General features: G+C 67.8%; 21 protein-coding genes. 8 read left to right on the top strand and 13 right to left on the bottom strand.

Going from position 1 to position 19,390, the window contains the following annotated elements; all coding sequences use genetic code 11:
• Nucleotides 1-1,899 (top strand): DNA polymerase I (gene polA / locus Q8O26_RS04125; protein WP_305573759.1); only part of this gene is annotated, 1,899 nt, incomplete at its 5' end.
• The gene (locus Q8O26_RS04120) at nucleotides 1,896-2,411 is read left to right on the top strand and encodes a hypothetical protein (protein ID WP_305573757.1); all 516 of its coding nucleotides are present in this window, start codon (nucleotides 1,896-1,898) and stop codon (nucleotides 2,409-2,411) included. The genes polA and Q8O26_RS04120, both read left to right, overlap by 4 nt.
• 31 nt (nucleotides 2,412-2,442) lie before the next feature.
• On the opposite strand, the gene yihA is transcribed toward Q8O26_RS04120, so the two are convergent.
• The 6 genes from yihA to mutM all read right to left on the bottom strand — a co-directional run bounded on the left by yihA (nucleotide 2,443) and on the right by mutM (nucleotide 7,319).
• Nucleotides 2,443-3,093, bottom strand: coding sequence for a ribosome biogenesis GTP-binding protein YihA/YsxC (gene yihA / locus Q8O26_RS04115; protein ID WP_305573755.1), 651 nt, complete (start codon nucleotides 3,091-3,093; stop codon nucleotides 2,443-2,445).
• Between the two features lie 4 nt (nucleotides 3,094-3,097).
• A complete protein-coding gene (gene yidC, locus Q8O26_RS04110) occupies nucleotides 3,098-4,963 on the bottom strand; it encodes a membrane protein insertase YidC (protein ID WP_305573754.1) in 1,866 nt (621 codons plus the stop codon).
• A 13-nt stretch (nucleotides 4,964-4,976) separates the two neighbouring features.
• Complete coding sequence (gene rnpA, locus Q8O26_RS04105; protein WP_305573752.1) at nucleotides 4,977-5,354, bottom strand: ribonuclease P protein component; 378 nt, start codon at nucleotides 5,352-5,354, stop codon at nucleotides 4,977-4,979.
• A gap of 48 nt (nucleotides 5,355-5,402) precedes the next feature.
• Nucleotides 5,403-5,537, bottom strand: coding sequence for a 50S ribosomal protein L34 (gene rpmH, locus Q8O26_RS04100; protein WP_038305233.1), 135 nt, complete (start codon nucleotides 5,535-5,537; stop codon nucleotides 5,403-5,405).
• A gap of 267 nt (nucleotides 5,538-5,804) precedes the next feature.
• Complete coding sequence (locus tag Q8O26_RS04095) at nucleotides 5,805-6,422, bottom strand: glutathione S-transferase family protein (RefSeq protein ID WP_305573746.1); 618 nt, start codon at nucleotides 6,420-6,422, stop codon at nucleotides 5,805-5,807.
• A gap of 12 nt (nucleotides 6,423-6,434) precedes the next feature.
• Nucleotides 6,435-7,319, bottom strand: coding sequence for a bifunctional DNA-formamidopyrimidine glycosylase/DNA-(apurinic or apyrimidinic site) lyase (mutM, locus tag Q8O26_RS04090; protein WP_305573744.1), 885 nt, complete (start codon nucleotides 7,317-7,319; stop codon nucleotides 6,435-6,437).
• Nucleotides 7,320-7,426: 107 nt separating this feature from the next.
• Here mutM and ubiE point away from each other — a divergent pair, with 107 nt between their 5' ends.
• Entirely contained in the window at nucleotides 7,427-8,182 is a 756-nt protein-coding gene (gene ubiE, locus Q8O26_RS04085) for a bifunctional demethylmenaquinone methyltransferase/2-methoxy-6-polyprenyl-1,4-benzoquinol methylase UbiE (protein ID WP_305573742.1), read from the top strand.
• A 4-nt stretch (nucleotides 8,183-8,186) separates the two neighbouring features.
• On the top strand, nucleotides 8,187-9,755 hold the full coding sequence (gene ubiB / locus Q8O26_RS04080) for a 2-polyprenylphenol 6-hydroxylase (protein ID WP_305573740.1): 1,569 nt from the start codon (nucleotides 8,187-8,189) through the stop codon (nucleotides 9,753-9,755).
• Nucleotides 9,756-9,803: 48 nt separating this feature from the next.
• Here ubiB and dapE read toward each other — a convergent pair whose 3' ends face one another.
• From dapE to dapD, 4 genes are all read right to left on the bottom strand, one after another.
• Nucleotides 9,804-10,964 carry a succinyl-diaminopimelate desuccinylase gene (gene dapE / locus Q8O26_RS04075; RefSeq protein WP_305573738.1) on the bottom strand — a complete coding sequence of 387 codons (1,161 nt, stop codon included), beginning with the start codon at nucleotides 10,962-10,964 and terminating at the stop codon, nucleotides 9,804-9,806.
• 13 nt (nucleotides 10,965-10,977) lie between these two features.
• Entirely contained in the window at nucleotides 10,978-11,433 is a 456-nt protein-coding gene (locus Q8O26_RS04070; RefSeq protein WP_305573736.1) for a DUF805 domain-containing protein, read from the bottom strand.
• Between the two features lie 81 nt (nucleotides 11,434-11,514).
• Complete coding sequence (locus Q8O26_RS04065; protein ID WP_305573734.1) at nucleotides 11,515-11,982, bottom strand: DUF805 domain-containing protein; 468 nt, start codon at nucleotides 11,980-11,982, stop codon at nucleotides 11,515-11,517.
• A gap of 21 nt (nucleotides 11,983-12,003) precedes the next feature.
• Nucleotides 12,004-12,846 (bottom strand): 2,3,4,5-tetrahydropyridine-2,6-dicarboxylate N-succinyltransferase, encoded by an 843-nt coding sequence (dapD, locus tag Q8O26_RS04060; protein WP_305573732.1) that lies wholly within the window; start codon nucleotides 12,844-12,846, stop codon nucleotides 12,004-12,006.
• Nucleotides 12,847-13,040: 194 nt separating this feature from the next.
• Here dapD and Q8O26_RS04055 point away from each other — a divergent pair, with 194 nt between their 5' ends.
• Together Q8O26_RS04055 and Q8O26_RS04050 are read left to right on the top strand one after the other, a co-directional pair.
• A complete protein-coding gene (locus tag Q8O26_RS04055) occupies nucleotides 13,041-14,318 on the top strand; it encodes a hemolysin family protein (RefSeq protein ID WP_371134444.1) in 1,278 nt (425 codons plus the stop codon).
• Nucleotides 14,319-14,441: 123 nt separating this feature from the next.
• The gene (locus Q8O26_RS04050) at nucleotides 14,442-14,972 is read left to right on the top strand and encodes a VOC family protein (protein WP_305573730.1); all 531 of its coding nucleotides are present in this window, start codon (nucleotides 14,442-14,444) and stop codon (nucleotides 14,970-14,972) included.
• A gap of 201 nt (nucleotides 14,973-15,173) precedes the next feature.
• Here Q8O26_RS04050 and Q8O26_RS04045 read toward each other — a convergent pair whose 3' ends face one another.
• Nucleotides 15,174-16,184, bottom strand: a complete 1,011-nt coding sequence (locus tag Q8O26_RS04045) for an NADP-dependent oxidoreductase (protein ID WP_305573728.1) — start codon at nucleotides 16,182-16,184, stop codon at nucleotides 15,174-15,176.
• A gap of 240 nt (nucleotides 16,185-16,424) precedes the next feature.
• Here Q8O26_RS04045 and Q8O26_RS04040 point away from each other — a divergent pair, with 240 nt between their 5' ends.
• The gene (locus Q8O26_RS04040; RefSeq protein WP_305573726.1) at nucleotides 16,425-17,006 is read left to right on the top strand and encodes a hypothetical protein; all 582 of its coding nucleotides are present in this window, start codon (nucleotides 16,425-16,427) and stop codon (nucleotides 17,004-17,006) included.
• 182 nt (nucleotides 17,007-17,188) lie between these two features.
• On the top strand, nucleotides 17,189-17,605 hold the full coding sequence (locus Q8O26_RS04035) for a hypothetical protein (RefSeq protein WP_305573724.1): 417 nt from the start codon (nucleotides 17,189-17,191) through the stop codon (nucleotides 17,603-17,605).
• Between the two features lie 83 nt (nucleotides 17,606-17,688).
• On the opposite strand, the gene Q8O26_RS04030 is transcribed toward Q8O26_RS04035, so the two are convergent.
• Together Q8O26_RS04030 and thiC are read right to left on the bottom strand one after the other, a co-directional pair.
• Entirely contained in the window at nucleotides 17,689-18,306 is a 618-nt protein-coding gene (locus Q8O26_RS04030; protein ID WP_305573723.1) for a bifunctional 2-polyprenyl-6-hydroxyphenol methylase/3-demethylubiquinol 3-O-methyltransferase UbiG, read from the bottom strand.
• A gap of 11 nt (nucleotides 18,307-18,317) precedes the next feature.
• Nucleotides 18,318-19,390 (bottom strand): phosphomethylpyrimidine synthase ThiC (thiC, locus tag Q8O26_RS04025; protein WP_305573721.1); only part of this gene is annotated, 1,073 nt, incomplete at its 5' end.

Raw genomic sequence — 19,390 nt, 5'->3', positions numbered from 1 at the left:
ACCCCGCAGGTGCTGGCCGCCCGCACCGCCGAGCGGCTGCGCGGCATGCCCGTCGATCGGTCCCGCTACCTCTGCATCACCACGCTGGAGGCGCTCGACGCCTTCATCGCCGGCGCGCGCGAGGCAGGCGTCGTCGCCCTCGACACCGAGACCAACGCACTCGACGCCATGGCCGCCGACCTCGTCGGCTTCTCCCTCGCCTTTGGGCCGGACAAGGCCTGCTATGTGCCCCTCGCCCACCGCGCGGGCGAGGCCGGCCTGTTCGATTCGGGCCTCGTCGAGGGACAGGTCCCGTTCCGCGAGGCCCTCGACCGCCTGAAGGCCCTCGCCGAGGATCCGGGCGTGCTGAAGGTCGGCCAGAACCTGAAGTACGACCTGCTGGTGCTGTCGCGCTATGGCATGACCATCGCGCCCTATGACGACACGATGCTGATGTCCTATGCGCTCGATGCCGGCCGCGGCACCCACGGCATGGATGCGCTGGCACTCAGGCATCTCGGCCACGAGGCGATCAGCTTCGATGCCGTCACCGGCACCGGCAAGGCCCGCGTCACCTTCGACCGGGTCGAGCTCGACCGCGCCACCGCCTATGCCGCCGAGGATGCCGACGTGACGCTGCGGCTGTGGCGGGCGCTCAAACCACGCCTGGCCGCCGAGGGCAAGGCCACCGTCTACGAGACGCTGGAGCGGCCGCTGGTCGACGTCCTCGCCCGCATGGAGCGGCGCGGCATCCTCATCGACCGGCAGGTGCTGTCGCGCCTGTCGGGGGATTTCGCCCAGGTCGCCGCCCGCGTCGAGGCCGAGATCCAGGAGCTCGCCGGCGAGCCGCTCAATCCCGGCTCGCCGAAGCAGCTCGGCGACATCCTCTTCGGCAAGATGGGGCTACCCGGCGGCTCGAAGACCAAGACGGGCGCCTGGTCGACCGCCGCCGGCGTGCTGGAGGAACTGGCCGAGGAAGGCCACGACCTGCCGCGCAAGATCATCGACTGGCGCACGGTGACCAAGCTGAAATCGACCTATACCGACGCCCTGCCGACCTACATCAACGCCACGACCGGCCGGGTGCACACCTCGTTTGCCCTCGCCGCCACGACGACGGGCCGGCTCTCCTCGTCGGAACCGAACATCCAGAACATCCCGGTGCGCACCGAGGAGGGCCGCAAGATCCGCACCGCCTTCATCGCGGCGCCGGGCGCCAAGCTCGTCTCCGCCGACTATTCGCAGATCGAGCTGCGCATCCTCGCCCATATCGCCGATATCCCGCAGCTGCGGCAGGCCTTCGCCGACGGCATCGACATCCATTCCATGACGGCCTCGGAAATGTTCGGCGTGCCGGTCCAGGGCATGGACCCGCTGGTGCGCCGCCGGGCGAAAGCCATCAATTTCGGCATCATCTACGGCATCTCGGCCTTCGGCCTCGCCAACCAGCTGTCCATCCCGCGCGAGGAGGCCGGCGCCTATATCAAGAAGTACTTCGAGCGTTTCCCCGGCATCCGTGACTATATGGACGCGACCAAGGCCTTCGTCCGCGAGCACGGCTATGTCGAGACCATCTTCGGGCGGCGCTGCCATTTCCCGGCGATCCGCTCGGGCAACCCGTCCGAACGCGCCTTCGTCGAGCGCCAGGCGATCAATGCGCCGATCCAGGGCTCGGCCGCCGACATCATCCGCCGCGCCATGACGCGTATGGACGCGGCCCTGCACGCCGCCGGCCTCGACGCGCTGATGCTGCTGCAGGTGCATGACGAACTGGTCTTCGAGGTACCGGACGGCGAGGTCGACCGCACCCTGCCCGTCATCAAGCGGGTGATGGAGGAGGCGACCCACCCGGCGCTGCAGCTCAGGGTGCCGCTGGCGGTGGAGGCCCGCGCGGCGGTGAACTGGGAGGAAGCGCATTGACAGAGGCCCAGGCCACGCCCAGCCCGACCGACGCCGCCACATTCTGGGGTCTCGTCTGGCTCATCGGCGTCGCCCTGCTCGGCCTGATCCTGCTCCTCACCGGCCTTACCGGCCGGCCACCCGAGCGGAACGCGCTGACGAGGGTCGACCATGTCGGGCCGCTCAGCCACACGATGCCGCTGGTGACCTACACCCGCGGAAAACGCAAAGGCACCTACCGGACCCAGAAGATCCCACTGACCGTTCCGGGCCACGGTTTCTTCGAGGTCTCGCCGCCGCCGACGCTCTGGATCGACGACATCGACAACATGCGCCACGGGCAGCGTGTCCAGTTCCTCGTCGACCCGGGCACCAGGATGGTGTTCGAGGCGACGAGCGGGGATCGCACCCTGCTCGCCTATGCAGACAGCCTGGCCAATCGCCGACGCCGGAGCACCGGCCTGATCGTCGCCGGGCTGTTCTGTATCGGCGTCGCGGGCCTGCACGCGTTCAGCCTGCGCAAGGCCGTGTGAGGGCCGGAGCTGTCGCGATCCGCCGTCCGCCTCAGGTCCGCTCGGCGGCGACCCGGGCAATCGCGGCACGCAATTCGGGGATGCCCTCGCCCTTGCGGCTGGATGTCGCGATGATCTCGGGGAAGGCGGCGGCGCGCTTCTTCAGGACGTCCAGCGTCGCCGCCTTGAGCTTGACGAGCGCTGCGTCCGAGATCTGGTCGGCCTTGGTCAGCACGATCTGGTAGGAGACGGCGGAGGTGCCGAGTTCGTCCAGAACTTCCATGTCGACGGGCTTCAGGCCGTGGCGGGCATCGACCAGCACATAGACGCGGGCGAGGTTCTGCCGGCCCCTGAGGTAGTCGTGGATGAGCCGGGTCCACTCCTTGACCTTGGCCTCCGGCGCCGCGGCGAAGCCATAGCCCGGCATGTCGACCACGACGAGTCCGAGGCCCGGGCCCTCTTCCGCGGGAACGTGGAAGAAGTTCAGCTCCTGCGTCCGCCCCGGCGTGTTCGAGGTGCGCGCCAGGGCATTCTGCCCGACCAGCGCGTTGATGAGGCTCGACTTGCCGACGTTGGAACGGCCGGCGAAGGCGATCTCCACCCCCGACATCGGGGGCAGGTGCTTCATGTCGGGCGTGCCGCGCCAGAAGCCCCAGGGTCTGGCGAACAGCTTGCGACCGACCTCGATCGGGTCGTCGGCCATGCCGTCAGCCGGCGGGCTTGGCCGGCCCGCCTCCGAACATCGCCCGCATATTGTCCCACAGCTCGATCTTGACGCCGTACTTGCGCATGATCAGGCCCTGCTGCAGCACCGACAGGAGGTTGTTCCACGCCCAGTAGATGACGAGACCGGCGGGGAACGAGGCCAGCATGAAGGTGAAGAGGATCGGCATCCACCGGAAGAACGCCGCCTGGATCGGGTCCGTCGGCGTCGGGTTCATCTGCATCTGGATCCACATCGTGATGCCCATGATGATCGGCCAAACGCCGACCAGCAGGAAGGCCGGCACGGCGAAGGGCAGCAGGCCGAACAGGTTGAAGATCGAGGTCGGGTCGGGCGACGACAGATCCTGAACCCAGCCGAAGAACGGCGCGTGCCGCATCTCGATGGTGATGAACAGCACCTTGTAGAGCGCGAAGAACACCGGAATCTGGATCAGGATCGGCCAGCAGCCCGCCAGCGGATTGATCTTCTCGCGCTTGTAGAGCGCCATCAGTTCCTGCTGCTGCTTCATCTTGTCGTCGGCATAGCGGTCGCGCAGCGCCATCATCTCCGGCTGCACCTTCTTCATCATGGTGATGGAGGCGTAGCTCTTGTTGGCGAGCGGGAAGAACAGCGCCTTGATCAGCAGCGTGACGAGCAGGATGGCGATGCCGAAATTGCCGGTCTGGACGAAGAACCAGTCCATCACGACGAAGAGCGGCTTGGTGATGAAATAGAACCAGCCCCAGTCGATCAGACGGTCGAACCGGTCGATGTTGAGCGCGGCGGAATAGCCGTCGACGACACTGACCTCCTTGGCGCCGGCGAAGAGGCGCGTGGTGGTCTCCGACGACGCGCCCGGCGCGATGGTGACGGGCGGCGAGAGGAAATCAGTCTGGAACGACTTGGTCGTGCCGGACTGGAAGAACTTGAAGCTCGAATCCGTCTCAACCGCCGGGTCAGGGATGAGGGTGGCGGCCCAGTACTTGTCGGTGATGCCGAGCCAGGCGCCGCGCGACTTGAAGGTCTGGGTGCGAGCGGTCTCGATCGCCGAATAGCCGACCTCATGCAGCCCCTTGTCGGCGAAGACGCCGATCAGGCCCTCGTGCAGGATGTAGTAGCCCGAGGTCTGCGGCAGGCCGTGGCGCGAGATGAGGCCGAACGGGTGCAGCGTCACCGGGCCGGCGCCGGCATTGGCGACGCCGTCCTTCACGGTGATCATGTAATTGGCGTCGATCTCGAAGGTGCGGCGGAAGGTGAGGCCCTGACCGTTGTCCCAGGTGATGGTGACGGGGGTCGACGGGGTGAGCGTGCCCGATCCCTGCTGGGTCCAGACGGTCTGGCCGTTCGGCACCGAAGCGGTCTGGCCGGCGCCCGGCACATAGCCGAATTCGGCATAGAAGGGATGGCGGTGCTGGACCGGATCGATGGGCGAGCCGGCCGGCGCGAAGAGCACGACGTTCGGGCTGTTCCGCTGGATGGTCTCGCGGTAGTTCGTCAGGACGATGTCGTCGACCCGGCCGCCGACCAGGTTGATCGAACCCTTCAGGCGCGGCGTCTCGACGCCGACGCGCGGCGTCGCGGCAAGGATCGCCTCGCGGCTCAGGCCCTGGGCGGGAACCGGCGCGGCGGTGCCCGGCGCGGCCGGCGCGACGGAGCCGGGGGTCGGCGTGGTCTGGCCGGGGACCGGCGGCGCACCGGGAGCAGGGGTCACGGCGGGCGCCTGACCGGCGGCCTGCTGCTGAAGCTGCTGCTGGCGCTGCGCCTCGCGCTGACGCTCCACCTGCGGCATGCCGACGAAATACTGCCAGCCGACCAGGACGAGGATCGAGAGAACGATCGCGAGGATGTAATTGCGGTTGTCGGCCATCGGTCCGTCGGTGTCAGGGATTGGGACGACCCGCGGAGCGGGCGGGGCGGGGGACGGCAGCGCGCAGGAGCGCGTCGGCGAGATCGGTCTTCAGGACGTCGAACGGACGGTCGAGCGCATTTCGGTTGAGCACCAGAACGTAATCGGACCCGGTTCTTGCCCCCGCATGGGCACCGAGGCGCACGACCTCGCGCAGGCGCCGGCGCATCCGGTTGCGTTCCACCGCGCCGCCGGTCTTCTTGGTGACCGTGAAGCCGAAGCGCGGCGGCCGCTCGTCGCCACGCGCGCTTTCCTGCAACACGAAAGCCGCCGTTGTCACACGGCGGCCCCTGGAGCAGGCGATGAAATCGGCTCGCCGGACGAGGCGGATGGGCGTTGTCGAACTCGTCATTCGCGCCCTCCCGTCGTTCGGCTCAGCCGAAATCCCGGCCGTGGCAGATCAGGCGGACAGGCGCTTGCGGCCGCGGGCACGGCGGGCGGCGAGAACGCGCTGGCCACCTTTGGTGGCCATGCGGGCGCGGAAGCCGTGGCGGCGCTTGCGGACGAGCTTGGAGGGCTGGTAGGTGCGTTTCACGGGACGTCTCCGCGCGGATCGGGTTCAAACAGGCGAATGGGGATAGGACCGGCTCGCAGGCGCTGATCCGTCAAACGGGCCGAGCGCTCGGGCGCGAGCCGCTCCCAAGTCGGCGCGGGTTATAGGCCGCACCGTCCGGCAAAGTCAACGCGACACCGTGAAACAGCGACAGGGCCCGGCCGAACGGCCCGAACAGCCGTCGCCTCGCGCGCCCGGCCGCGCCGCAGGCGGGCGCCGACAGCCGGGCGGAGCGGCCATCTGGACGGCTCAGGTCAGCGGAATGCTGGAGACGTGCTCGCGGAAGGCGGGGCGGTCCTGCATCGACTGGTACCAGCGGTCGACATGGGCCCGCGCCGGCGCTTCGGGAATGAGCGTCTTGTAGCGGAACATCATGATGCCGATCGGAATGTCGGCGACGGTGAAGGTGTTGCCGACGACGAAGAGGTGCTTCTCCAGCTCGGCGTCGAGGATAGCGACCGCGGCGATGGACGCTTGCTTGGCCTTCTCGATCGCCGGCATGTCGCGCTGCTCGGCGGGCGTGCGCACCAGGCCGATGAAGACCGGCCCGACGCCCTGGCCGAGCACGGTCTGCTGCCAGTCCATCCACATGTCCACCCGCGCCTGGTCGGCGAGGCTCGCCGGCATCAGGCGCCCGTGCTTGCGGGCGAGATGGCGCAGGATGGCGTTGGATTCCCACAGGACGACGCCCTCGTCCTCGACGGTCGGGACCATGCCGTTGGGGTTCTTCTCACGATAGGCCGGCTCATTGACCACGCCGAACTGGCGGCCGGCATCGATGCGCTCATGGGGCACGCCCATCTCGGCGATGCCCCACATCACCTTCTGCACGTTGGACGAATTGTTGCGACCCCAGACCTTCAGCATGCTTCCCGTTCCTCAGCGCTGGCACGCCGCGCAATAGAAGGTCGAGCGGCCAGATTGCACGATGCGACGCACTCTGTGCCCATCGCCGCAGCGTCTGCAAGCCTCGCTTTCGCGATCGTAGACATGGAAGCTGTGCTGGAAATAGCCGAGCTCGCCGGAGGGCTGGGCATGGTCGCGCAGTGACGAGCCGCCGGCCGCAATCGCCTCGGCGATGACCTCGCGGATCACCGGCACCAGCCGTTCGAGCCTGACGGTCGGGTCGCCGCCCTTGGTCACGAGGGTGCCAGCGGCCCGCTGCGGCGACAGGCCGGCCCGGTGCAGCGCCTCGCAGACATAGATATTGCCGAGACCGGCGACGATGGACTGGTCGAGCAGCGCGGCCTTGAGCGGGGCGGCCTTGCCGCGGAAGGCCATGGCCAGATGACCGGCGGAAAGGTCGTTGCCGGTCGGCTCGACGCCGAGCTTCGCCATCAGCGGATGCGCGGCGAGATCCGTCCGCGCCGTCATCAGCATGAAGCCGAAGCGGCGGGGATCGTTATAGGTCACCGTCGCGCCCGACGACAGGGTGAGGACGACGTGGTCATGGGCGGTGTCGCGCGAGCGCTCGTGATGGAAATCGCCGACCACGTTGCCTGCAGGGGCCTGGCGGGCGATCCGGAACGAGCCGGACATGCCGAGATGCATCACGACCACCGCGCCGTCATCGAGATCGGCGAGCAGATATTTCGACCGCCGCCCCAGCGAGGTCACCGTCCGGCCGGCGAGCCGCGCGGCAAAGCCCTCAGGGAAGGGAAAGCGCAGGTCCGGCCGCCGGACCTCGGCGGCGAGGATCGTCGCGCCCTCCATCACCGGCTGCAGGCCGCGGCGGACGGTCTCGACCTCGGGAAGTTCGGGCATGGGCGCCAGGGCCTCGGAAGCGATGTCTGGACGGTTCGCGATCGCACCCCACATAGCGCCGGTCGGGCGGTTCCGCTATGGTCCGGCCGAATTTGCAGGATCCGGCCATGTCAGCAGCCACCGCCCAGACCGATTTCGGCTTCCGCCGCGTCGACCTCGACGCCAAGCAGGACCTGGTGGACGACGTGTTCCACAAGGTGGCTGGCCGCTACGACCTGATGAACGACCTGATGTCGGTCGGCCTGCATCGGGTCTGGAAGGATGTCATGGTGACGCGGCTCGGCGTGCCGAAGACGCGGCCCTTCCGCCATCTCGACGTCGCCGGCGGCACGGGCGACGTCGCCTTCAAGGTGATCGGCGCCGGCGCTTCCGCCATGGCCACGGTCTGCGACATCAACGGCGAGATGTTGAAGGTCGGCCAGGCCCGCGCCGACCAGCGCGGCCTGTCGGAGCGCGTCGAATTCGTCCAGGGCAATGCCGAGGCCCTGCCCTTCCCGGCATCGTCCTTCGACGGCTACACCATCGCCTTCGGCATCCGCAACGTGCCGCGCATCCAGGTGGCGCTGGACGAGGCCTTCCGCGTGCTGCGCCCCGGCGGGCGGCTGCTGGTGCTGGAATTCTCCCCCGACGTCGTGCCCGGCCTCGACCGCGTCTATGACGCCTATTCCTTCGCCGTCATCCCGCCGCTGGGAAAGATGGTGACCGGCGACGCCGAGCCCTACCAGTATCTGGTCGAATCCATCCGCAAGTTCCCGCGCGACGACGTCTTTGCCGGCATGATCGCCAAGGCCGGCTTCTCCCGCGTCGAGGTGACACCAATGACCGGCGGCATCGCCTGCCTGTCCGGCGGCTGGAAGATCTGACGCGGTGATCGCCGGCACCATCCACCTCCTCCGCCTCGGGCGGGCCGGCTTCGTCTTCGCTCGCGAAGGCGTCCTCGGCCTCGTCGATCCGCAGGCCCTGCCACCGCCGGCGCGGCTGGCGCTGCGCCTCGCCCGCCTCGTCGAGCGGCGCGGCACCGGCACCCGGTCGGACCGGCTCACCGCCGCCCTCACCCGGCTCGGCCCGACCTATGTGAAGCTCGGCCAGTTCCTGTCGACGCGCCCCGACGTGGTCGGCGCCACCATCGCCCGCGACCTCGAGAGCCTTCAGGACAAGGTGCCGCCCTTCGACCAGAAGCTCGCCGAGCAGATCCTGGTGGAGACGCTCGGCATGCCGATCGCCGAGGCCTATGAGAGCTTCGGCCCGCCGATCGCCGCCGCCTCGATCGCCCAGGTGCACAAGGCCACCGTTCGCGACGGCGAGGGCTTGCGCGACGTCGCGGTCAAGATCCTCAGGCCCAACGTCACCGACCGCTTCCGCGCCGACCTCTCCGACTATTATTTCGCCGCGCGGCTCGCCGAAAAGCTGGTGCCGGATTCCCGCCGCCTGAAGCCCCTCGGCATCGTCGACACGCTGGCCCGCTCGATGGCCATCGAGCTCGACCTGCGCCTGGAGGCCGCCGCCGCCTCCGAGATGGCGGAGCGGACCAAGGACGATCCCGGCTTCCGCGTGCCCTCGGTCGACTGGAACCGCACCGGACGGTTCGTGCTCACCACCGAATGGATCGACGGCATCAAGCTCGGCGACCACGACGGGCTGGCCGCCGCCGGCGTCGATGCCAGGGCGATCGGCCAGATCGTCATCCAGAGCTTCCTCCGCCACGCCCTGCGCGACGGCTTCTTCCATGCCGACATGCATCAGGGCAATCTCTTCGCCGACCGTGCCGGCAATCTCGTCGCCGTCGATTTCGGCATCATGGGCCGCATTGGCCCGAAGGAACGGCGGTTTCTCGCGGAAATCCTGCTCGGCTTCATCACCAAGCAATATCGGCGCGTGGCGGAGGTCCATTTCGAAGCCGGCTACGTACCTTCCCACCATTCCGTCGACGAGTTCGCCCAGGCCATCCGCGCCATCGGCGAACCGATCCATTCGCGCACCGCCGACCAGATCTCCATGGCCAAGCTCCTGTCGCTGCTCTTCGAGGTGACGGCCATCTTCGACATGAAGACCCGGACCGAGCTGATCCTGCTGCAGAAGACCATGGTGGTGGTGGAGGGCGTCGCCCGTTCTCTCGATCCCCGCCTCGACATCTGGACGAGTTCCGAGCCGGTGGTGCGGGAATGGATCACCCGCAATCTCGGTCCCGTCGGCCGCATCGAGGAGGTCGGCGCCGGTGCCCGGCTCGTCGGCCGTGTCATCGGCGAGGCCCCCGCCCTGCTCGGCCGCGCCGCCATGCTCTCCGAGCGGATCGACGAGCTGACGAAGGACGGCTTCGTGCTGGCGCCGGAAACGCTGAAAGGCATCGGCGAGGCCGAGGCCCGTCGCAACCGCTCTTCCACCGTGGCGCTGTGGGTCATCGCGGCGCTGCTGGCGGCCCATTTGATCTGGGGTTAGGCGAGAGACGGCAATTCGCCTGATCGCCCGATTGGGGACCGTAGCGGATCAACCCGCGAAATAGCGGTCGATGATCCGCCGGTAGATGGCGGTGAGGGCGAGGAGATCGGCCACCGGCACCCGCTCGTCCACCGCGTGCATGGTCTGGCCGACGAGGCCGAACTCGATGACCGGGCAATAATCCTTGATGAACCGCGCATCCGACGTGCCGCCCGTCGTCGACAATTGCGGCCGACGCCCCGTCACCTCCGCGATCGTGTCGGCGACCATGTCGACGAAGGGGCCGGGCCTGGTGATGAAGCTCTGCGAATTGCCGCGCGCAAAGCCGACGGCGGGGACGATGCCGGGCTGCGCCGCCGCGGCGACGATCGCCTCGATCCAGGCCTTCAGCCCATCCAGCCCATGTTCGTCGTTAAAGCGGATGTTGAACCGCGCCTCGGCCTTCTGCGGAATGACATTGGTCGCGACATTGCCGACGTCGATCGAGGTGATCTCGAGGTTGGACGGCTGGAAATGGGCGTTTCCGGCATCGAGCGGCTTTTCCGTAAGCCGGCTCAGGATATCGATCAGCACCGGAATCGGGTTAGCGGCGCGGTCGGGATAGGCGACATGGCCCTGCCGGCCCTCGACTGTGACGACGGCGGAGAGCGAACCGCGCCGGCCTATCTTGATCATGTCGCCGAGGGCCTCCGGATTGCTCGGCTCGCCGACGATGCAATGGTCGAAACGCTCGCCGCGCCGATGAGCCCAGTCCAGCAGCTTCACCGTGCCGTTGACGGAGGGCCCCTCCTCGTCGCCGGTGATGAGGAAGCCGATGGAGCCCTTCGGCCGGCCGTCATGGGCCGCAACATGGTCGAGCGCGGCGGCGAGGAAACAGGCGATGCCGCCCTTCATGTCGACCGTGCCGCGGCCGTAGAGTTGACCGTCGGCGATGGCGCCGGCAAAGGGCCCGTGGCGCCACTGGGCGGCATCGCCGGGTGGCACGACATCCGTATGGCCGGCGAAGAGGAGATAGGGCGCGCCGGTGCCGATCCGCGCATAGAGGTTCTCGACGTCAGGCGTGCCCGGCTCGGAAAAGGTCACGCGCTCGACAGCGAAGCCCGCCGGCCGCAGCACGGCCTCGAGGGCGGCCAGGGCGCCGCCTTCGGTGGGCGTGACGGACGGACACTGGACGAGCGCGCGCGTCAGCGCGACCGGATCGGCACTCATGCTGCGGCAGGTCTCATGTCGGCTCGGCAGTCAGGGGATCGGGGCCGTAGCGGTTCGGTCCGCGGGTGCCCTGGAAGAAGCCGAGATCGATCAGCACCCAGAGGCCGGCCACCGCAAGGACGAGCGAGAAGAGAATCGACAAGAGGCTCGGCCCGCCGAACTCGATCGGCATGATCATGGTCTTCAGCTGGAAGGCGATATTGAGCGCCATCAGCGCCTGCACATAGGTCTGCGGATAGTCGCGGTCGTTGGAACGCTTGACCATCAGGAAATAGGTCGGGAGCGTCATGGCGAGGCCCACGAGGCCGGTGAGGATCGCCGCGCCCCAGATGCCGGACACCGACCAGCCGATGAGCCCGGCGATGAAACCGAGAACGATATTGGCGACGATCAGGAGAACCATCCCGATCCAGAATTCCTTGCGTCCAATCCGGACGTCGCCGTTCAGATAGAGTTTTTGAAAATCCATGATGCGTCTCTGTGATCCGCGGCCCGTCCGAGACTGGCGGGCGACGGCGGCAAGGTCAACGCCCAAGGTTTCAGCGTGGTGTCATGCAAGGGGGTCCGGCCCGTAACGATTGGGCCCCTCCTGGCCGCGGATCATGCCGAGATCGATGACCAGCGCGATCAGGGCGACCAGCACCCAGAGGCCGAGGACCGAGAGCACCGGCCCCATCGGGCCGGTCGAATCGAAATAGCCAAGCACCTGCAGCAGGCTGACGAGGAAGGCCGGCAGAAACAGGAAGAGCAGGTAAAGGTCGGAATGGCCGCGGTCATGGGCACGCTTGATGGCGAGCGCCAGCGAGGGATAGAGGAAGGCGAGGCCGACCACCGCCGCCGCCGGGTGACCGCCGACATCCATGGCGAGGCGGTCGCCGATGAAGGCGAAGACGTTGAGCACCACAGCCGCGCCCCAGAACGGCAGCCGTGGGATGCGGCCCTGGAAATCCAGGAATAGATGGGACCAGGCCGCCGGCTCCAGCCAGACTTTCCGGTCGGTCCAGTCGATCCTGGCCATGGCGGGAGCCTCGCCCTGCCCTCAATCCCGCAGCAACTCGTTGATGCCGGTCTTCGACCGCGTCTTCTCGTCGACGGTCTTCATGATCACGGCGCAATAGGTCGACGGGCCCCAGTTCTCGCCCGGCAGCGCCTTGCCCGGCAGCGAGCCGGAGACGACCACGGAATAGGGCGGCACGCGGCCGACATGGATCTCGCCGGTCTGGCGGTCGACGATCTTGGTGGAGGCGGAGAGGAACACACCCATGGAGATGACCGAGCCCTCGCCGACGACGACCCCCTCGACCACCTCGGAACGGGCACCGATGAAGCAATTGTCCTCGATGATGGTGGGGTTCGCCTGCAGCGGCTCCAGCACGCCGCCGATGCCGACGCCGCCCGACAGATGGACGTTCTTGCCGATCTGGGCGCAGGAGCCGACGGTCGCCCCGGTGTCGACCATCGTGCCCTCGTCCACATAGGCGCCGAGATTGACGAAGGACGGCATGAGAATGGCGCCCGGCGCGATGTAAGCCGAGCGGCGCACGACGCAGTTCGGCACGGCGCGGAAGCCGGCCTTGCCGAATTCGGCGGCGCCCCAGCCGTCGAACTTGGAGGGCACCTTGTCCCACCAGGACGAGCCGCCCGGACCGCCGGCGATCGTCGTCATGTCGTTGAGGCGGAAGGAGAGCAGCACCGCCTTCTTCAGCCACTGGTGCACCACCCAGGATCCGGTCTCCTTCGAAGCGACGCGCAGCGTTCCTGCATCGAGGAGGTTGAGGGCGGTCTCGACGGCGTCGCGCACCTCGCCCTGCGTCGCCGCGCTAATGTTGGCGCGGTCCTCGAAGGCGGCTTCGATGACGGTCTGGAGCTGGGCGTGGGACATGGGAGCGTTCCGCATGATGTCGGGAGGGTTCGCGCCTTGTCCCCGTGCCGCCCGGTCCTGTCAAGCGACGCTCCCGCCGCAGCCGCGATCCGCATGGCATGCGGGGGCTATGGCGCGCACCCGGTCCCATCCTGTATGTAGGCGTTCGAAGCGGACCGATGACGAGTGCGGCGACCGCATGACGCGAGATATCCTTGTTCCTCGAGATTGCGATCATCCTGGTCCTGACGCTCATCAACGGCGTCCTGGCCATGTCGGAACTGGCCGTCGTCTCATCACGACCCGCGCGTCTCAGGGTCTTCAGCGAGCAGGGCAGCAAGGGCGCCGCGACGGCGCTGCGGCTGGCTGAACATCCCGGCCGCTTTCTCTCGACCGTACAGATCGGCATCACCCTGGTCGGGGTCCTCTCCGGCGCCTTCTCGGGCGCGACCCTCGGCGTGCGCGCCGCGGCGGGCCTGCAGAGCCTCGGTGTTCCGGACGTCGCCGCCGAATGGCTCGGCGTCGTCGCCGTCGTCGTGCTGATCACCTATCTGTCGCTGATCATCGGCGAACTGGTCCCCAAGCAGATCGCCCTGCGCAATCCCGAGCGTGTCGCCGTCATGGTCGCCCCGGCGATGGCGCTGCTGTCGCGGGTCGCCGCCCCCCTCGTCTGGCTGCTCGACAGGTCCGGCCGGCTCGTTCTCGCACTGCTCGGCCAGAAGGCCGAAGGCGGCGAGAAGGTCACCGAGGAAGAGGTGAAGACCATCATCGCCGAGGCGGAGACCGCCGGCGTCATCGCCCCGGCCGAGGGCGAGATGATCGCCGGCGTCATGCGCCTCGCCGACCGCAACGCCAGCGCCCTGATGACGCCCCGCCGCGAGGTCGAGACGGTCAACCTCGCCGATCCGCCGGAGGCGATCCGGGACCGGCTGCGCGCCACCCGCCGCTCGCGCCTGCCGGTACAGGACGGCGACGCCGATTCCATCATCGGCATCGTGCTGGTCAAGGATCTGATCGAGGCCTATGTCGGCCGCCAGCGGCCCGATATCGCCGGCCTCGTCCTGGAAGCGCCCGTGGTGCTCGACCGGACGCCCGCGCTCGATGTGCTGCGCATCCTGCGCGCCTCCAGCGCCCATATGACGCTCGTCTTCGACGAGTACGGCCATTTCGAGGGGATCATCACCGCCACCGACGTGCTGGAGGCCATTGTCGGCGCCCTGCCCGACGAGCATGACGAGGAGCCCGCGGTCGTCACCCGCGCCGATGGCTCGCTGCTCATCGCCGGCTGGATGGCGGCGGACGAATTCGCCATCCAGCTCGGTGTTCCGGTGGACCGCGACGCCGACTTCCAGACCGTCGCGGGCTTCGTCCTGCATGAGATGCAACGGTTGCCGGGCGTCGGCGAGAGCTTCGACAAGGCCGGCTGGCGCTTCGAGGTCATGGACCTCGACGGTCGGCGGATCGACAAGATCCTCGCAACGCGCATAACCTGATCGGCAAGGCGAGCTTGCAGCTTTGCAAGAATCGCCTTGCCCCTCTCGCAGCGCGACGCGGCAGGCTGCATCTCTGAGGGCGACAAGCGGCCGTCAGGCTGCAACCCCAGACGGAGACACGCCATGACCCCCGCCGCCCTGCTCCTGCCCTCCGAGCCTCATCCCGACCCGGTCCCCGCCGGGACCCGCATCGGCCATGTCCATCTCAAGGTCGCCGATCTCGACCGGGCCCTCGCCTTCTACCGCGACGTGCTCGGCTTCAGCCTGATGCAGCGCTACGGCGACCAGGCGGCCTTCATCTCGGCCGGCGGCTATCACCACCATATCGGCCTCAACACCTGGGAGAGCCGCGGCGGTCGCCCGCCGGCCCCCGGCACGACCGGCCTCTACCACACCGCCATCCTCTATCCCGACCGCGCCGGGCTGGCCGATGCGCTGCGCCGCCTGGTCGAGGCCGGTATCCGCCTCGACGGCGCCAGCGACCACGGGGTCTCCGAGGCGCTCTACCTCTCCGACCCGGACGGCAACGGCGTCGAGCTGTATCGCGACCGGCCCGAGGCCGAATGGCCGCGCAATGCCGATGGCACCCTCGCCATGGTGACCAAACGCCTTGACCTGCAGGCACTGCTGGCCGAGGCGCCGCCGCGCGGATGAGGAGCCGGGTGGACAGGCTTCACGGCTTGAAGCGGCAAGGCCCCACCCGCACCCTCCCCGCTGCGCGGGGAGGGGACTATGGCCTCGCACTCCGTCTCAGCGGTCGTGCCTGGCGCCACCGTCGAGGACCACGTGAAGGGTGAAAGTCCCCCTCTCCGCGCAGAGCGCGGGGAGGGTGCGGGTGGGGCTTTTCCCGGCTCCTCACCCGTTGAGGCGGATGAGCCGCTTGCCGCGGTTGTCGCCGCGATAGAGCGAGGCGATGGCGTCGGGCGCCGCGGCGAGCCCCTCGAGAATATCCTCGGCATAGCGGAGCTGGCCTGAGCGGATCCAGCCCGCCAGCCGCGCCAGCGCCTCGCCATAGCGATGGGCATAGTCGAAGGCGAGCACGCCCTGCATGCGGGCGCGCTTGACGAGGAGGTGGCGCTCGGGGCGCGGCCCGGTCGGCCAGGGATCCCAGGACGAAACGGACGCCGTGCCGCAGATGACGACGCGGGCGCCCATGGCGAGATTCGGCAGCACCGCGTCGGAGATCGGCCCCGACGTGTTGTCGAAATAGACGTCGACGCCGGCAGGACAGGCCTTGGCCACCGCCCCGGCCATGTCATTCACCGCCTTGTAGTCAATGGCCGCGTCGTAGCCGAAGTCCTCGACGCATTGCCGCACTTTCTCAGGCCCGCCGGCAATGCCGACGGTGCGGCAGCCCATGATCCTGGCGATCTGCCCCACCGCCGAACCGACCGAACCGCTCGCCGTCGACACCACCACCGTGTCGCCGGGCTTCGGCGCACCGACGTCGAGCAGGCCGAAATAGGCGGTGATGCCGTTGAGCCCCATGACGCCGAGGGAGGTCGAGAGCGGAAGATCCGTCTCGGTCACCTTGCGGGTGACGGCCGAGGCCGGGACCACGGCCAGTTCCTGCCAGCCGAACAGGCCCGTGACCTTGTCGCCGGCGGCATAGCCCGGATGCTCCGAGGCGACGACCTCGCCGGAAGCGAAGGAGCGCATGACCTCGCCGATGCCGACCGGCTGGGCATAGTTCGCCACCGCCGAGACCCAGCCGCGCATGGCCGGCTCCACCGAGAGGAACTGGTTGCGCACGACGATCTCGCCCGGCTTCGGCGCCGGCGGCTCATAGGCCTCGATGCGAAAGTGCTGGGCCTGCGGGATGCCGTCGGGGCGGGCGGCGAGGACGACACGGCGGGAGGTGGACATGGGCGGGCTCGCGGCTGAGGGAGGGGAAGAGAAGCACGGCGGAGCCCGCGGCGATATATGGCTGGTGACCCCTGACGATGTCGTCGCGGGTGGGGGAGGGTCGGGCACTTCACGGATGAGACGCTCGCTTGACTTCAGTCAGAACATATGCGGAACATCATCAATCTGAGGTTGCATCGACGTTCCTGTCTCTAGCCCGTTTGCGATCCCCGGATCGTGGACAAGGGGAGTGTTGCGCCCATGGCTGCCCGCAAGGAAAGGCTGATCCATGCCCATTGCGACGGTGTGGACTACACCTTCGTGAGAGCCAATCGGATCTCACATGCCTGGTTTGGTGGGCCGCTCGACCATGAGGTGACCGGCCTCGAGTACGGCCCGCGCAAGCTCCACTTCATCGGGCATCTCGGCAGCCGGGCGATCCCGGCCCTGGGAAGCCCCTCCATCTTCGAGCTGCCGCTGGTCTACGGCATGTGTTTCAACGGCGGGGACATTACCTACAGGCTCGCCGGCTTCCGCAAGATCGAGGTGCTCGGGATGTCGGAGAGACGGTCGCTGGACGATTGGCCCTATGCCGGCTTTCCGTATCTCCTGCCCTACGTCCCGCTGGAGCGCGCGACCGCCACGCCGCGCAGCTACGCTGATTTCGCCAAGCGCTTCCCGAACCTGCCGGACCGCCCGGAGGGACAGTTGATCGTCTGCGTGCCACCACCGGCGACCATCGGCCTCTCGCTCTGGGGCTCGGGTGATTTCGAAGGCGTGACCATCGTCTTCGACTGCGACCTGACGACGGCGACGGTGCACGCCTACAACGTCACGACGTGAGCGTGGTAGCGGCGAGACCGCCGGAGGTGCCGTCAACACCGTGCCTAGAGGTAAGCGGATCGCCCGCTTTGAGAGGAGGAAGGGTTCTGAATGGAAAGACAGCAATCCGCGACTTCAACCTCCAGATCTATAGGAGGCAGCTCTTCTATCTGATCCGCCGCTATCGAATTCGGGATTGAACCATGACATTCGAAATGCAAAGAAAACAGGACCTCAGAGCGTTCAATCGGCTGTGTAAGCGAGTACGCACCGCTTTGACGAGCTTCGGGGTCGATGACGGCACGCTGCGGCGCGGGGACTACTGGATCCACGACGATTACTGGGGCGTCCGGCAGATCAAGGTCTACGTCCCCGACCGGACCTTGACCTTGGAATTTGTCGAAGCTCTACGGCGTACCCTTCACGACATGCCGGGCTGGGAAATCGTTGTCGCAAGCTGTCCTGACGATATCAACACACCTAGGGCAGAAATGGGACTCTACGTTCGGCATGACGTCGTTCTGGACGGGCTGATCAGGGAGTTGCTGCCGGCGCACCTCAAAACGGTCGCGTTTCATCTGGGTCGGCCGATCAGAGCCGACGACCGGCCGCTGGATTGAGGAGACCTGTCGCCCTCGTCTGATCCGCTTGGCGCCTCCGTCCAGATTTTCAGGGTTGATCAGCCGGGCTCTTTCTCATCCCCCTACCTCTTCCTTCCCGTCAGGCCGATCACCGCGGACATGCCGGAATGGCCGGCGCCTTCCTGCAGCTCCGTCTCCTCCTCGGTGATGGAAAGCTCCGCGAAGTCGCCGAAGGCCTCCTCCAGCATCGCGCCGGTGTAGAGATGCGCCAGGTCCTTCGGCCCGCCGGTGCCATACTGAAGCTGCTTCGGCGTGTAGCCGACGACGATGAGGAGGCCGGCGGGCTTCAGCGCCCGCCTCATGCCGGCCCATTTCAGCGCCCGTCCCGCCGGCGGTGAGAACTGGGTGAAGATGTCTGCCACCACGTCGAATTCGGCTTCCGGGTAGTCCCAGGCATGGGCGTCCGCCTCGACGAAGGTGACGGCGACGCCGTGCTCGGCGGCGAGCGCCCGCGCCTTCCCTTGCGCGGTCGGCGAGAAGTCTGCGGAGACGACGTCGAGGCCCTGGCGGGCGAGCCAGACGCCGTTGCGGCCCTCGCCGTCCGCCACCGCCAGCGCCTTTCCGGACGCGGGCAGGAGCGGCCGGCAGCGGGCGAGGAAGGGGTTGGGCTCGCGGCCGAAGCGGAACTCCGCTCCGGCGAACCGCTCCTCCCACAACTCGAAGCCGGGCGGCCGCGTCATGGCCCGATCCCTCACAGCACCTGATTGCTGGCCTTCACCGCTTCCGCCGTCTCGACATAGACCTTGGCCCCCATGGCGCGGAACTTCTCGGACATCTGCGCCATGCCCTCTTCCGGCGTCAGCGCATCGGCGCCGGCCACCGCCCGCCGCTCCGGATCGTTGAGGGTCGCCGCATAGTCGCGGACGTCCTGGGTGATCTTCATCGAGCAGAATTTCGGCCCGCACATGGAGCAGAAATGGGCGACCTTGTGCGCCTCCTTCGGCAGGGTCTCGTCGTGGTAGGCGCGCGCCGTATCGGGATCGAGGCCGAGATTGAACTGGTCCTCCCAGCGGAAGTCGAAGCGGGCGCGCGACAACGCGTCGTCGCGCAACTGCGCCGCCGGATGGCCCTTGCCGAGATCGGCCGCATGGGCGGCGATCTTGTAGGTGATGACGCCGACCTTGACGTCGTCGCGGTTGGGCAGGCCGAGATGCTCCTTCGGCGTGACGTAGCAGAGCATGGCGCAGCCGAACCAGCCGATCATCGCCGCGCCGATGCCGGAGGTGATGTGGTCATAGCCGGGCGCGATGTCGGTGGTCAGCGGTCCGAGCGTGTAGAAGGGGGCCTCGCCGCACTCCTTCAGCTGCTTGTCCATGTTGATCTTGATCTTGTGGATCGGCACATGGCCGGGCCCCTCGATCATCACCTGGCAGCCCTTCTTCCAGGCGATCTGGGTGAGTTCGCCCAGCGTCTCCAGCTCGGCGAACTGCGCCGCGTCGTTGGCATCGGCAATCGAGCCGGGCCTGAGGCCGTCACCCAGCGAGAACGACACGTCGTAGCGCCGCATGATGTCGCAGATCTCGTCGAAATGCTCGTAGAGGAAGCTCTCGCGGTGATGGGCGAGGCACCACTTGGCCATGATCGAGCCGCCGCGCGAGACGATGCCGGTGACGCGCTTGGCGGTGAGCGGCACATAGGCGAGGCGCACGCCGGCATGGATGGTGAAATAGTCGACGCCCTGTTCGGCCTGCTCGATCAGCGTGTCGCGGATCAGCTCCCAGGTCAGCTTGACCGGGTCGCCGCCGCATTTCTCCAGCGCCTGGT

Source organism: Phreatobacter sp., from assembly GCF_030691135.1.
Classification (GTDB): Bacteria; Pseudomonadota; Alphaproteobacteria; order Rhizobiales; family Phreatobacteraceae; genus Phreatobacter.
Note: the sequence above shows the minus strand (reverse complement) of the source record. Positions and strands in the feature narration are given on the sequence as shown.